At 70.4% G+C, this 13,738-nt stretch carries 12 protein-coding genes and 3 pseudogenes; 6 read left to right on the plus strand and 9 right to left on the minus strand.

Features of this window, described 5'->3' with window-relative positions; translation table 11 throughout:
• Window positions 1–154: 154 nt before the first annotated feature.
• Window positions 155–1,261 (minus strand): cation diffusion facilitator family transporter, encoded by a 1,107-nt coding sequence (locus tag ABZ793_RS09570; protein WP_357454483.1) that lies wholly within the window; start codon window positions 1,259–1,261, stop codon window positions 155–157.
• A 66-nt stretch (window positions 1,262–1,327) separates the two neighbouring features.
• Between ABZ793_RS09570 and ABZ793_RS09575 the strand changes: the two genes are divergently transcribed.
• Window positions 1,328–1,687, plus strand: coding sequence for a metalloregulator ArsR/SmtB family transcription factor (locus tag ABZ793_RS09575; RefSeq protein ID WP_357454486.1), 360 nt, complete (start codon window positions 1,328–1,330; stop codon window positions 1,685–1,687).
• A gap of 159 nt (window positions 1,688–1,846) precedes the next feature.
• On the opposite strand, the pseudogene ABZ793_RS09580 reads toward ABZ793_RS09575, so the two are convergent.
• A pseudogene (locus tag ABZ793_RS09580) lies at window positions 1,847–2,125 on the minus strand (multicopper oxidase domain-containing protein); the annotation flags it as partial.
• A gap of 142 nt (window positions 2,126–2,267) precedes the next feature.
• Between ABZ793_RS09580 and ABZ793_RS09585 the strand changes: the two are divergent.
• Window positions 2,268–2,420 (plus strand): annotated as a pseudogene (locus ABZ793_RS09585) (DNA-binding response regulator); the annotation flags it as partial.
• A gap of 414 nt (window positions 2,421–2,834) precedes the next feature.
• Complete coding sequence (locus ABZ793_RS09590; protein ID WP_357454489.1) at window positions 2,835–3,278, plus strand: OsmC family protein; 444 nt, start codon at window positions 2,835–2,837, stop codon at window positions 3,276–3,278.
• Between the two features lie 63 nt (window positions 3,279–3,341).
• On the opposite strand, the gene ABZ793_RS09595 is transcribed toward ABZ793_RS09590, so the two are convergent.
• Window positions 3,342–3,635, minus strand: a complete 294-nt coding sequence (locus tag ABZ793_RS09595) for a hypothetical protein (RefSeq protein WP_357454492.1) — start codon at window positions 3,633–3,635, stop codon at window positions 3,342–3,344.
• A gap of 496 nt (window positions 3,636–4,131) precedes the next feature.
• A complete protein-coding gene (locus ABZ793_RS09600) occupies window positions 4,132–4,416 on the minus strand; it encodes a metal-sensitive transcriptional regulator (protein ID WP_357454495.1) in 285 nt (94 codons plus the stop codon).
• Window positions 4,417–4,595: 179 nt separating this feature from the next.
• Here ABZ793_RS09600 and ABZ793_RS09605 point away from each other — a divergent pair, with 179 nt between their 5' ends.
• The gene (locus tag ABZ793_RS09605) at window positions 4,596–6,020 is read left to right on the plus strand and encodes an MFS transporter (protein WP_357454498.1); all 1,425 of its coding nucleotides are present in this window, start codon (window positions 4,596–4,598) and stop codon (window positions 6,018–6,020) included.
• A gap of 991 nt (window positions 6,021–7,011) precedes the next feature.
• Here ABZ793_RS09605 and ABZ793_RS09610 read toward each other — a convergent pair.
• The 4 genes from ABZ793_RS09610 to ABZ793_RS09625 form a co-directional block, all read right to left on the minus strand.
• Window positions 7,012–9,276 carry a heavy metal translocating P-type ATPase gene (locus tag ABZ793_RS09610; protein WP_357454501.1) on the minus strand — a complete coding sequence of 755 codons (2,265 nt, stop codon included), beginning with the start codon at window positions 9,274–9,276 and terminating at the stop codon, window positions 7,012–7,014.
• Window positions 9,277–9,288: 12 nt separating this feature from the next.
• A complete protein-coding gene (locus ABZ793_RS09615) occupies window positions 9,289–10,299 on the minus strand; it encodes a hypothetical protein (RefSeq protein WP_357454504.1) in 1,011 nt (336 codons plus the stop codon).
• 2 nt (window positions 10,300–10,301) lie between these two features.
• Complete coding sequence (locus ABZ793_RS09620; protein WP_357454507.1) at window positions 10,302–10,508, minus strand: heavy metal-associated domain-containing protein; 207 nt, start codon at window positions 10,506–10,508, stop codon at window positions 10,302–10,304.
• Between the two features lie 155 nt (window positions 10,509–10,663).
• The gene (locus ABZ793_RS09625) at window positions 10,664–11,827 is read right to left on the minus strand and encodes an FAD-dependent oxidoreductase (protein WP_357454767.1); all 1,164 of its coding nucleotides are present in this window, start codon (window positions 11,825–11,827) and stop codon (window positions 10,664–10,666) included.
• 199 nt (window positions 11,828–12,026) lie between these two features.
• On the opposite strand from ABZ793_RS09625, the gene ABZ793_RS09630 reads away from it, so the two are divergent.
• Window positions 12,027–12,236: a heavy-metal-associated domain-containing protein gene (locus ABZ793_RS09630; RefSeq protein WP_357454510.1), complete on the plus strand. Its 210-nt coding sequence runs from the start codon at window positions 12,027–12,029 to the stop codon at window positions 12,234–12,236.
• Window positions 12,237–12,379: 143 nt separating this feature from the next.
• Window positions 12,380–12,679, plus strand: a complete 300-nt coding sequence (locus tag ABZ793_RS09635; protein ID WP_350712628.1) for a metal-sensitive transcriptional regulator — start codon at window positions 12,380–12,382, stop codon at window positions 12,677–12,679.
• 708 nt (window positions 12,680–13,387) lie between these two features.
• Here ABZ793_RS09635 and ABZ793_RS09640 read toward each other — a convergent pair.
• Window positions 13,388–13,586: pseudogene (locus tag ABZ793_RS09640) on the minus strand (hypothetical protein); the annotation flags it as partial.
• Between the last annotated feature and the right edge of the window lie 152 nt (window positions 13,587–13,738).

A 13,738-nucleotide genomic window follows, 5' to 3' on the forward strand; every position in this document is an offset into this window, starting at 1 on the left:
CGCCGCCAACCTGCACCCACGACCACCCTCGTCGCGCTGCGCGTCGCGCAGTCACGGCGGATCGCGGTCGTCACCGAGGTCGACGGTCGAGTTGTCATCGATCGAGTGCCACTCCAGCAAGACGTCGTGCGGTCACCGTCACCCGCTCGGGTCGTCAGCGGATCATCTGCCGGCGTTTATGCGACAGGTCGGTGTGGTGGTGGGCGCCGGGGTGGCAGTGGGGATCGGTGTGGACGGTGGCGCTGGTGAGTCGGGGTACGGCGTGGGTGAGTTGGTGTTCGGCGTCGGCGGCGATCTCGTGGGCGGCGACGAGGCTGAGGTGGGTGTCCACGACGAGTTCGGCTTCGGCGTGGAGGCGGTGGCCGATCCAGCGGAGCCGGACGGTGGCGACGTCACGGACGCCGTCGACGGCGCGCAGTGTGGTTTCGGCCTGGTCGACCAGCTCAGGGTCGACGGCGTCCATGAGCCGTCGGTAGACCTCGCGGGCGGCGTCCTTGAGGACGACGGTGATGGCGACAGCGATGGCGAGACCGACGACCGGGTCGGCCCAGCGCCAGCCGAGGGCGGCCCCGCCGGCGGCGGCGAGTACGGCGAGGGAGGTGTAGCCGTCGGTGCGGGCGTGCAGGCCGTCGGCGACCAGGGCGGCGGAGCCGATCCGGCGGCCGACGCGGATGCGGTAGCGGGCGACCAACTCGTTGCCGATGAAGCCGACGAGGCCGGCGGCGGCCACCCACGGCAGGTGGGTCACCTCGGCCGGGTGCAGCAGCCGGGTGATGGCGGTCCAGGCGGCGGCGACGGCGGAGGCGGCGATGACCGCGACGATGATGATGCCGGCGATGTCTTCGGCCCGGCCGTAGCCGTAGGTGTAGGCGCGGGTGGCGGCGCGCCTGCCGAGTAGGAAGGCGACCGCGAGGGGTACGGCGGTGAGGGCGTCGGCGACGTTGTGCAGGGTGTCGCCGAGCAGAGCGACCGAGCCGGACAGCACGACGATGACCGCTTGGGCGACGGCGGTGACCCCAAGGCCGACGAGCGAGATCCACAGGGCGCGCAGTCCCTCGCGGGAGGACTCCAACGCCGGGTCGATCTTCGCGCGGGAGTCGTGCGAGTGGGGGACGACCGCGTGGGTCAGCCGGTGCCACCAGGCGGCGAGCCGGCCCCCGTGGTGATGGCCGTGATCGTGCGGGTGGTCGTGGCCCTGGCCCCGGCCGCGCTCGTGACCGCCCGGACGGTCGTGGCCCTGGCCGTGATCGTGGTCGTTCACCGCGTCTCCCAACGTCCCTATCGGCAGGGGAGTTGGTACCCCCGACGGCGGCGATAATATGTGCTCATGTACGCACGCGACAATGATGCAGGTGCCAGTGACCTGCAACAACGCCTCCCTGCCGACAGCCAGGTCGAGGCAGCAACGGAGATGTTGCGGATGCTCGCGGACGGCACGCGGCTGCGGTTGATGTGGCTGCTCGTCGACGGGGAGCACGACGTGACCGCGCTGGTGACGGCGCTGGGAGTGGCGCGGCCGGCGGTGTCGCAGCACCTGGGCAAGCTACGGCTGGCAGGACTGGTCACGGTGCGGCGCGACGGCCGGCGCGCGTTGTACAGCGCCCGGGGAGGTCATGTGCGTCGACTCGTAACCGAGGTCATGCACGCCGCGTCGCACCGGGTGGCCGGCATCCCCGAGCACGACTGACCACCCGGGGACCAGCGCACTGCTTGATCGGCGTGGAGCGGGGGTCGGTGAACCACCCTGGGGTGAAATCGCGGACCGCCTCGACGTCGACGCATTCGCTACAACAGTTGGTTATCTCCGCCGCCTCCGGAAGATGCCTGACGGCGACGGGCGCAGCGGTCACGCTTCGTAGGCCAGATTGATCATCATGCCGGTTTCGGCGTGGTAGATGTTGTGGCAGTGGGTCATCCACTGGCCGGGGTTGTCGGCGTCGAAGTCGACGGTGACGGTCTGGTTCGGGGTGACGATGACGGTGTCCTTGCGGACACCGCCGCCGATGACGGCGAAGGTGTGCCCGTGCAGGTGCATCGGGTGGAACATCGTCGTCTGGTTGGCGAACTCCAGTCGTACCCGTTCACCCTGTCGTACGAGCAGCGGTTCAGACTTGTCGAAGGTCCGCCTGCAGCGTCCCGCTCGCCATGTCCCGGTCGCCACGGCACCCCGCGTTCTTCAGGGAATCTTCATATGGGCGATCCGGCAAGGGGCGGGCGGGCGAGCGCCGCGCGTTCGTCCGGGCCGACGGCCAGGCAGGATGGAGCGCATGAGCGGTCGGGTACTGGTGGTCGACGACGAGCGCAGCCTCGCCAAGGTGGTCGCGAGCTATCGCGAGCGAGCCGGCCATGAGGTGAGCTGCGTCTTCGACGGACGGGCGGCGGTGGCTGCGACCCGCCGGGAATCTCCCGACGTGGTCGTGGCACTCAACGCCCAACTGCTACGCCGGGTCAAGCTCACCCCCGCACAGCACTAACACACACGTATGAACGGCGGCCCGGTCGAGACGATCCGACCGGGCCGCCCCGCACCTGGACAGGCACGTTCAGGACGTCATCGGGCGCGACAAGAGCGGTAAGACCTACCACCGATGGCGCTCGCTGAGCCGGTTGCGACGGAAGCTGGGGGGCCGGGACGGCGAGGTTACGAACCCCGGCTGCCCGTGTGCGGCCGTGGCTCGCATCTTGTTGCCCTCCGGGCTCGTCCAGTCTGACTCGTACAGGTCCCGTTCGAGGTCCTTGAAGGTGTCGTAGAACTCGGTCTTGGGTCAGGGACGGGCCGATCGCCGGTCAGGCCGGTGGCTCGGGGACCAGGATGCCTGGATAGAGTGCCTGCCATGGGTGAGGACACCTTCCGCTCGGTGGAGATCGAGCGCACCAGCGTGGGAAAGTACGTCGTGCGGAATGTCCGCGGCGGATCGATGTCGATGGGCACGGGCGAGGACGGCAGCTTCACGCCGGTGGAACTGCTCCTGGCGGCCATCGGCGGCTGCGCCTCGATAGATGTGGACCGCATCACCAGCCGCCGCGCCGAACCAGCTCAGTTCTGCGTCGAAGTCACTGGCGACAAGATCCGGGACGAGACCGGGGGAAACCGGATGGAGAACCTTACGGTCGCGTTCACCGTGACGTTCCCAGCGGGCGCGGACGGCGACAGGGCGCGCGAGGCGCTGCCCCGGTCGTTGCAGCAGTCGCACGACCGGCTCTGCACCGTCTCCCGTACCGTCGAACTTGGCACTCCCGTCTCGATCGTCGAGGCTGCCGGTTCTGCCGGGGACTGAGGTCTCCGGGCGTCTACGAGATTGGTGAGTCGACGCGCCGCTCGCGTCACAGCAGTCGGCCCCTCAGCTGAGACCGCGGTGAGCGGCCCACAGCGCGCTGGCGCGGTTGGCAGCCTGGTCGACCAGGGCCAGCAGCTCGGGCCTGTCGGGCACGGGGAACGAGACATATGTGCCTCGGCCGCCGCCAGTCGGTCGGCCGTACGCCTTTGCCGCGAGGCTCCCGTCGGGGAGGAGCCGGATGTTGAGTGTGGTCAGCGTGAACTCCTCTCCGCGTCGAGTGTCGGTCCAGCGGAGCCCCTCGGGGATCGTGACGTTGACCGCCAGGGCGCTCACATCGATGGCGAGGTCGCTGCTCATGGACGCATGTTCTCACGCGAGTCGAGGTCCGCTCCTGGTACCCCTCTGTGTCGTCAATGAAGGAGCGGGGCCGGCAAAGGTGGGGTTCGGCGGGTCCGGGAAGTGACTGTTCCGAAGTGCTGGCCCTGGGGTTCGGGGTCGACCGCGCAGGATTGAAGAGTCGCCCCACGTGTCCTCCCGGCGGGTCGGTCTTGCGGCCCTGGCCGGTGTCGAACACCCGGGCCCGCGCGGGCAGTCTCGCCGGCACGTCCACCACGGTTTCGCCGTCGGCGACGAGCCGCTGAGCGATGTGCCGGCCAATGCCGCTGCTGCCGTGAGCCTCTTCGCGCCACGGTGACCGGCAGACGGACATGACGCGAAACTTACCGCGGTGCACGCTGCGGCGGGCGCCACCAGGATCACGGCGTCACTGTCGACGGTGGCGAGGCCTCAGCTGGTTTCGCTGGTGCACACCAACATCTCCCGGCAACCCGATGGTTGCCGGCGACAGGCGTGATCAGGAGCGGACAAGCCGGGCGATGGCGTCGGATGCCTCCCGCAGTCTGGCCTGAGAATCCGGGCCGCCGGCCTTGACGGCCGCGACAACGCAGTGGGCCAGGTGCTCGTCGAGCAGCCCAAGCGCGACGCTCTCCAACGCCTTCGTCGCCGCCGAAACCTGGGTGAGGATCTCGGTGCAGTAGACGTCTTCGTCGACCATCCGCTGCAGTCCGCGGACCTGGCCCTCGATGCGACGAAGCCGCCGCAGGTAATCGCCTTTGTCCTTGATGTAGCCGTGGTCCATGTCCTGCCTACCTCTCTATTATGAAATCAACATACCCAGCGGGGGTATCTACGACAAGTGGGCTGCGTTCCTGCTTTCTCCCAGGGGAATGCGGGTCGAGCCGCTTGACACCTGATACCCATAGGGGGTACACATTCTCCCGTTACCCATACCCCCCAGGGGCTAGAGGAGTGGTGGAGATGTCACGCGGATCCAAGCGGTGGTGGGCCCTAGGGCTCATCGCGCTCGCCCAGTTCATGGTCATCATGGACACGTCGATCATCGGCGTCGCACTGCCGCAGATGCAGGCCGATCTCGGCTTCTCACCGGAGAACCTGTCCTGGGTGTTCAACGCCTACGTCGTGGCGTTCGGCGGCCTGCTGCTGCTCGGCGGTCGTCTGTCCGATCTGTTCGGCGCCCGGCGCATGTTCACCACGGGCTGGCTGATCCTGCTCGTCGGGTCCGTCGTAGCCGGTCTGGCCGACAGCGTGGCGGTCGAACTGGCAGCCCGGGCCGTCCAAGGCGTCGGCGCCGCGCTCATCGCGCCGTCGGCGCTGACGCTGCTGATGATGCTCTTCGGCGCCACGCCGAAGGAGCTGACCAAGGCCCTGGCCCTGTACGGGGCAGCTGCACCGGCAGGCGGCACCGCCGGTGTCTTCCTCGGCGGGCTGATCACCGAGTACGTCAGCTGGCCCTGGGTGTTCTACATCAACATCCCGATCGCCGTGCTCGCCGTCCTCGCCACCCCGGCGCTGATGCCCGCCGGCGGCGCCAGCCGCGGTTCCCTCGACATCGCCGGCGGGCTCACCGTCACCGCCGGCCTGGCCGCCGCCGTCTACGCCATCGTGCAGGCGCCGGAGGTGGGCTGGGCCTCCGCCCAGACCTGGCTGGTGCTCGGCGGCGCGGTGGCGTTGCTCGCGGTGTTCCTGGCCATCCAGGCCGGGCGCCGTGAACCGCTGATGCGGCTTTCCATCTTCCGTACGCCGAACCTCGGTGCCGCGAACCTGGCGCAGGTGCTGCTGGGCGGAGCGTGGATCCCCATGTGGTTCTTCCTCAACCTGTACCTGCAGCAGGTGCTCGGCTACAGCGCCTTCCCCAGCGGCGCCGCGCTGCTGCCGATGACCATCCTGATCATGATCGGCATGATCGTCCTCGCCCCACGGGCGATCGCCCGGTTCGGTCCGAAGGCCATGACGGTCACCGGGCTCGCCGTCCTCGCCGTCGGAATGGGGTGGCTGTCGCTGATCCGCCCCGACGGCAACTTCTGGGTCGACGTCCTGCCCGCCTCCCTCGTCGCGGCGCTGGGCATGTCCCTGGCCTTCATCCCCTCCCTGGGCACGGCGATCTCCAGCGCCCGCCCCGAGGAGGGCGGCCTCGCCTCCGGGATTGTCAACACCAGCTACCAGGTCGGGTCCGCGCTCGGCCTGGCGGCGATGACCGCGGTCGCCGCGTCGTTCGGCGCCGACCAGCTCGGGAACCGGCCCGCTCTCACCGACGGGTTCTCCGCCTCCTTCCTCGGCGCAGCCGCCATCGCCGCGCTGGGCGCGGTGCTCGCCGCGCTCACCCTGCGCACCACCACCCGGCAGGAAACCGCCGCCGAGACCCAGCCAACCCCGATCGGCTGACCGCAGCGAACCAACTCAACACCGCAGCACGTTCGGTCGGCTGGCCACCCTCAGGCCAGCCGACCGAACACGTGCAGGTGCGGGTGCGAACGACACACGAGGATGTGTGAAGGCGTGGTCGCCCAGGCGAAGAGGCCGGGCGACCCGAAGCCTGCCACGACCGGGCGAGGGTCGTGGCCCACCGTCGTCTTGGCGGGACCCGCTGGGCGCGCCGCGCGGCGCGCCCTATCTTCACGTCAAGGCCGGTGTGCGAGCCTTACTTCCCAGCAGGGCCGCGCCGATCTCGGGCTGCGGGCGTGGCGCCTGGCACCCGGGAGCAGACTGGTGTGCAGCGCTTCTCCTGCCTCTTCACTGGACAGCCGGGCTTGCCAGTCGACCTCTTCGCTTGCGATGTGACACCGGATCACGGTCGGAGTTGGTCATGCTGGCGGTGAAGACGGACTTCTCCGTCCCCCGGCGGTCGTGGGCTCGGTTCCGTCCGGAGAGGCCGGTAGCCCTTGTGAGTGCCCGGCGAGCGGCCCTGGTCGCGCTCACTGTCAGCTCCACCGCGCCAGCGGCCGACCGGCTTCCCACATCGGGGACGCCTCGGTCCAGGAACGCGTCCCGGAGTGCCCGCCCGGGGTAGAGGAAGCGGGCTACGTACCGACCATCCCACACTGGTAGTGAGAGACCGGTTCGGGCTTTCTCCCGCCGGGGCAGGTGCCGATCTTCCCGCCCGGCACCCCGGTGAGCGGGAAGCTTGTTCGACGCGGTCCTCTCACCGTGGCCTTCGAAATCCCTCCGGCCGTAAGGATCCGCCCACGACGTAGGCGGCGTCGCACTGGGCGCGCCCTGGCGAGGACGTGAACACTCCATGCCAGCTGCCGGTTCCGCCCGAAAAAGTCCAGCCGGCGTTGACACCGCGGCGTCGACACTCTGGGCATCATCAGCAATACGCCCGCGCCGCTGCCACCTCAGCGGGTGGCAGCGGCGCGGGGCGGTGGTTCTGTCGTTACTGGACGGTGGTGAAGCGGCGCAGTCGTAGGCTGTTGGCGACGACGAAGACCGAGGAGAAGGCCATCGCGGCGCCGGCGATCATGGGGTTGAGTAGCCCGGCTGCCGCCAGTGGCAGGGCGGCGACGTTGTAGGCGAAGGCCCAGAACAAGTTGCTCTTGATGGTTCGCAGGGTGCGGCGGGAGAGCCGGATCGCGTCCACGGCGGCCATCAGGTCGCCCCGGACCAGGGTCAGGTCGGACGCCTCGATCGCCACGTCGGTCCCCGTGCCCATGGCAAGACCGAGGTCGGCCTGGGCCAGGGCAGCGGCGTCGTTGACTCCGTCGCCAACCATTGCCACGACCTTGCCCTCTGCTTGGAGCCGCTTGACCGCGTCGACCTTGTCGGCGGGCAGCACCTCGGCGATGACCTGGTCGATGCCGACCTCGGCGGCCACTGTTCGGGCGACGGTGGTGTTGTCGCCGGTGAGCAGCACGGGGGTCATCCCGAGCGCACGGAGCTTCGCGATCGCCTCCTTGCTGGTGGGTTTGACCACGTCCGCAACGGCCAGCACTCCCCGTGCAGTGCCGTCCCAGCCGACCACGATCGCGGTCCGCCCGGCCGCCTCCGCAGCGGCGGTGGCCCGCTCGATGTCGACCGGCACCTGCCAGCCCTGTTCGCTGAGCAGCCGCAGCCGGCCGACGAGCATGTCGTGACCGTCGACGGTGCCGCGTACGCCGAGGCCTTCCAGGTTGCCGAAGTCGGACACCTGCGGCAGGGTGCCGTGCTGCTCGGTGGCGGCGCGGGCGATTGCCTGCGCGATCGGGTGCTCCGAGGCCGCCTCGACGGCTCCAGCGAGGCGTACCAGTTCGTCGCTGTCCTGCCCGTCCACGGCGATGGCGTCGACGAGGGTCATCTGGCCGGTGGTGACGGTGCCGGTCTTGTCCAGCACCACCGTGTCGATCCTGCGCGTCGACTCCAGCACCTCAGGCCCCTTGATCAGAATGCCGAGCTGGGCGCCGCGGCCGGTGCCGACCAGCAGGGCGGTCGGGGTGGCCAGGCCGAGGGCGCACGGGCAGGCGATGATCAGAACCGCGACCGCGGCGGTGAACGCGGCAGTCAGCCCGGCGCCGGCGCCGATCCACCAGCCCAGGGTGCCCGCCGCGAGGGCGATCACGATCGGCACGAACACGCCGGAGATGCGGTCCGCCAGGCGCTGTACGGCCGCCTTGCCGGTCTGCGCCTGCTCGACCAGCTTGGCCATCTGGGCCAGCTGCGTGTCGGCACCGACCCGGGTTGCCCGTACCACCAGGCGGCCGCCGGCGTTGACCGTCGCCCCGACCACCGCGTCACCAGGGCTGACCTCGACGGGGACGGACTCGCCGGTCAGCATGCTGGCGTCGACCGCAGAGGCGCCTTCCTCGACCACGCCGTCGGTGGCGATCTTCTCTCCTGGACGTACGACGAACCGGTCTCCCACCGTCAGCTCGGCGACCGGCACGCGGGTCTCCACCCCGTCACGAAGCACCGCGACGTCCTTGGCGCCGAGCTCGAGCAGGGCCCGCAGCGCCGCGCCGGCGCGGCGCTTGGACCGGGCCTCGAAGTACCGGCCGGCGAGGATGAACGTCGTGACACCGGCGGCGGCCTCCAGGTAGATGTTGCCCGCCCCGTCGCTGGGGCCGATGTCGAGGCTGAACGGGTGCGTCATGCCCGGCGTGCCGGCGGTGCCGAAGAACAGCGCCCACAGCGACCAGGCGAACGCCGCCAGGGTGCCCATCGAGATCAAGGTGTCCATGGTGGCCGCACCGTGGCGCAGGTTCGTCCACGCGGCCTTGTGGAACGGCAGCGCACCCCACACCACGACGGGTGCGGCGAGGGTCAGGGACAGCCACTGCCAGTTGGTGAACTGCAGCGCTGGCACCATCGCCATCGCGACCACCGGCACCGAAAGCGCCAGCGACACCCACAGCCGGGTCCGTAGCCCGCTCAACTCATCGACCGCGGGTGTCGCCTCGACGGGTCCCTCGCCGGGCGGCTGGGGCGGCGTTGGCAACCGGGCGATGTAGCCGGTCTTCTCCACCGTCGTGATCAGATCGGCCGGCGTCAGGCCGTCGGGGAAGGTCACGCTCGCCTTTTCGGTGGCGTAGTTGACCGTGGCGGTGACCCCGTCCATGCGATTGAGCTTCTTCTCGATGCGAGAGGCGCAGGAGGCACAGGTCATCCCCCCGATCGACAGTTCGATCTGATTCGGCGCCACCTGCAAGCGGTTACCGACGGATGTCATGTCGTTGTCTCCTTACCCGTGGGTGTGGCCCGGCCCGCCGTGGCCGGCGGACGTGGTGGGCGCCGGTGTGGCGGCACTCGACGCAGTTCCGGCCGGGCCGGCCTGTCCGGCCACCGCGGTGAACGCGACGGTGCGGACCTTCCCGCCGTGCTGGAAGTCCAGGAACAACCGGTAGGCGCCGGCGGACGGGACCTCGGTGTGGAAGGTGACCTGCGGCCCGGCCGCCGTACGCCCGTCGCCGGGCGTGCCGTCGGGGTGCACGTGCAGGTACGCCAAGTCACCGTCGCGCAACGCCACCAGGTGCCCGTAGGCGCCGAGGTACGGCTCCAAGTCGGTCACCGGCCGCCCGTCCTTGTTGACCGACAGGGTCAGCGTCGAGGACCCGCCTGGCGTGAGGTCGCCGTCGAGCGTGACGGCGTAACCGTCAACGGTCGCGGTGCGGGCCGGGGTCGGCAGCGACGCCGGACGATAGTCCCCCGGTGCCGGCACGTCCACGCCGAGGGTCAGCCCGTCGGCGTGCCCGTCAGGCTGGAAGTCGGCGAATACCCGGTACTGCCCGGGCGCGGCGACCGCGATCGGCACCGACCAGGTGCCGTCGGCAGCCAGCGTCGGATGCAGGTGCTGGAAGCCGGCCAGGTCCCGGCGCACCACGATCAGGTGCAGATCCTTGTCGTGGCTGGTCACATACCGGGTGACCGGGGCGCCGTCCGCGCCCAGCACTCGGAAGCGGAACTCCTCAGGCGCACCAGTGGCCAGGGTCGCGGACACCGGCGCGAGTCGGTAACCATCCTGGGTCACCTGCAGGCCGGCCGGCAGCTGCCCACCCCCGCCGGCCTCCCCGGCAGCGCTGTGCTCCCCGGCAGCGCTGTGCTCCCCGGCACGAGCGTTGCCGCCGGCGTGAGCGTCGTCGTGTGACGACGGCGCGGCCGGGGCCGTCCCGGCCACATCTCCGGCCCCGAGGGCGGCCGTGAACACCGCCGCCAAACCCAGCGCGTACGCGCCCAGCTTCATCGAAGTTCGCATGACTACCTTCCCAGCTCGTAGCCGGCCTCGTCGACCGCCGCGGCGACCGCCGCGTCGTCCAGCGGCCGATCGCTGGTGACGGTCGCGGTGCCGTTGGTCAGATCCACCTGCACGTCCGTGACGCCGGGGATCTTGCCGATCTCCGACCCGACGGAGTTGACGCAGTGCGAGCACGTCATGCCGATAACGGCGTAGGTCCTGGTCTCCATGACGACCGTCCTTCTATTGGTGTCGATGACACTCGCGGCTCGGCGGCCCGAGCCGCCGTCCGCCCGATGTCGATAGGTTACCCATACCCCCTAGGGGTATCAAGTCCCGGTCTCGGTGATCGGAACCACGTTCGGGTCTGCCCCGTGCGGGTGGCTCACAGCTCCAGTGGGTTGCCCGCCGCGACACCCCGCTTCAGGCGGACGAAGTCTTTTGGCGAGTTCACCGCCACCGCGCCGACCAGCAGGCCGTTGGCGGTGAAGCCGATCGAGAACTGGTCGTCCTCGAAGGTTCCGGTGACCAGCTTCGCCTCCTCGGCCAGATGCGGCAGGCCGGCGATCTGGATCCGTGCGCCGTGCACGTTCGTGGCGAACGAGGGCACATCCGCGAACGGCGTGGCGTGCTCTGGCCCGGCCAGCAGGTTCAGCGCGGCCGCCGCACCCTGGTCATTGGCGTTGGCCCAGTGCTCGACCCGGACCAAGGTGTTGCCGAACAACTGGTGTGGCCAGCGGGCCACGTCCCCGGCGGCCACGATGTCGTCCGCGCCCCGGGCGTGCAGAGTCGGCTCACACACCACGCCGTTCTCGACGGTGAGACCGCTACCGTCCAGCCATTCGGTATTGGGCACCACACCCATGCCGGCGACCACGAGGTCCGCCGGAATCACCTCTCCGTCCGCAAGCCGTACGCCGGCGAGCCGCGTCGTGCCGGGAAAGCCGGTGACACGTACGCCAGAGACAAGGTCCACGCCGTTGCGGCGGTGATGAGCGCCCAGCCAGCGGGCGGCGTCGGCGCCCAGGGTGGCGAGCATGGGGTGCGCCGCGCTGTCGACGACCGTGACCACATGACCGAGGGACCGCGCGGTCGAGGCGAACTCGCCGCCTATGAAGCCGCCGCCGATCACCACGACCCGCCGCTGGCGTTCTGCCAGGGCGGCGCGCAGAGCGAGCGCGTCTTCGAGCGTCCGCAGCGTGTGCACGCCAGCCGGGTGCTCGGCCAGCCGCCGCGGCCGGGCTCCGGTCGCGATGACGAGGCCGTCATAGGGAACCACCGTGCCGTCATCCACGACCACCGCCCTGTCGACGGTGTCCAGACGCACCGCCGTCCTGCCGCGTAGCCAACGCCCGTCGAACTCCTCTGCCCCGGGCAAGACGACATCGTCGTCGCCCCGCAGAACGCTCTTGGACAGCGGCGGCCGGTTGTACGGGTCGTGCGGCTCCGCGCCGATCAGCGTCACTTCACCCGCAAAGCCCTCTCTGCGTAGAGCCTGAACGGCCCGCAGTCCGGCCAGCGACGCCCCGACCACGACAATCTTGTCCACCTCGCACCTCCATGCGTCATACCCCCTCTGGGTAGCCGACAGCATATACACGTAGGGGGGATGGGTATGTGCCGCCGGCAAGCGGCAGGCGACACGTCGCGGCGAACGCCCCTGCCTCGCCGTGGTTGCGAAGACATCTGCCATGACGTACGGTCGGACGCACAGATACCCCTGCCGGGTATGAGTGAGGAGTGCGATCGTGAGTACAACCGTGTACAAGGTCACCGGCATGACCTGCAACAGCTGCGCCAACAAGGTCAAGAACCTGCTCAGTGAGCTGGACGGCGTCGACGCCGTCGAGGTGGACCTGGCCGCCGGCCGCGCCACGCTGCGGGCGGGCCGCGACATCGACGATGCCCGCGTCGTCGAGGCACTCGAAGAAGCCGGGTATGAGGCGGCTCGGGCCTGACCGTGGCCCCGGCCCGGGTCGACGCCGCGCTCCCGCCCCTGTCGGCAGTGCGGCGTCGGCCTGGCTGTCGACCCGATGACCGCCGCCGCGCCGACGGCAAGACTGACTGGGAATACCCCCGGGGGGTTGGCTATAGTTGGCGGATGACCGCCACGCCAACCCCGACCCGGGGATACACCGCCAGCAAGGACCAACTGCTCGCGCGGCTGCGCCGCGTCGAGGGGCAGGTCCGCGGCATCGAGAAGATGGTCGACGACGACCGCTACTGCATCGACGTGCTCACGCAGATCTCCGCGATCCAGGCCGCCCTGGACAAGGTCGCCCTCGGCCTGCTCGACGGGCACGCCCGACACTGCATGCACGAAGGGGCGGCGGAAGGCCGGGCCGACGAGATGGCCACCGAGATGATGGCCGCCGTCGGCCGCCTCATGAAGCGCGGCTGACCGCCACGCAGCAAGCATCAGGGCGCGCGCCGGCGGCATCGCGGATCGGGCGGGTCCCAGGGGTGCGTCCTCGTCGTTGAACGGGGGAGAGCGAGCGGGGTCACGGTGGTGACGACCCGATGCGGTGGGCTGGCCTTGCGCTGGGTGCAGGCCACCGAAGTGGTCACCTCCCGACGTGCTCAACCGGCCAGGCGACGCGCCCGGTGGGCGGCGGTCTGGGACGGGTAGCCGCCGCGGCGCACCCGCTCGGAGTGGCCGAGGAGGTTGGTTGCCGAGCGGTGGAATGCCGGGTGCCGTGGCCGCGCTCGCCCAGCCGTGGGCAGGACTCTCCGACCGCCGACCGCCGACCGCCGACCGCCGACCGCCGACCGCCGACCGCCGAGCCAACCGCCGACCGTTGAGGCTGCGGCATCCACACCGCTCGAAGATCACACCTGATGTCGTCATGCCGGCCACCTCTCTCACCGTCTTGGGCAGGATGAGCGGGCGCCGTGGCCCGGGCCGGCAGGAGCCCGAATCACCCTGATTGCCCGGCCGTCCTACCGGGGCGAAGGCCGCGGCGCCCGGGAGCGCGGCGGCGACGCCGGCGATCCGCAACCACCCCGCCCAGTACCCGCGCCAGGCCGCGCCGCCGCTGGCCGGCCGCTCCGGCATGCTCGACCTGCTCGCGAGAGATGGGCAGACGACGTGCAGTGACCAGTGGCTGAGGCCGGCCAGCAGCGGCCGGACGGCGTCGAAGGACACGCCAGGCCGCCAGGGCGAAGAAGGACACGCCGATCAGCCGCAGCGCCAGCCGTTCATCGGGCGCGCGGGAGCGGAACTGCCAGATCAGCACGGCCGCGCTGGACTCCCCGACGAACGAGTCCAGGCCGAAACCGGCGGGTGCTGTCGACGAGGCCGCCGCGCCGACGACGTCCCACACCGAGGCCTTCGAGCGGCCGAGTACCGGCACCATACAGCCGAGCCGAGCCGAGCCGAGCCGAGCCGAGCCGAGCCGAGCCGAGCCGAGCCGAGCCGAGCCGAGCCGAGCCGAGCCGAGCCGAGCCGAGCCGAGCCGAG

The sequence above is a fragment of the Micromonospora sp. NPDC047465 genome (genome assembly GCF_040643125.1).
In the GTDB taxonomy this organism is placed as follows: domain Bacteria; phylum Actinomycetota; class Actinomycetes; order Mycobacteriales; family Micromonosporaceae; genus Micromonospora.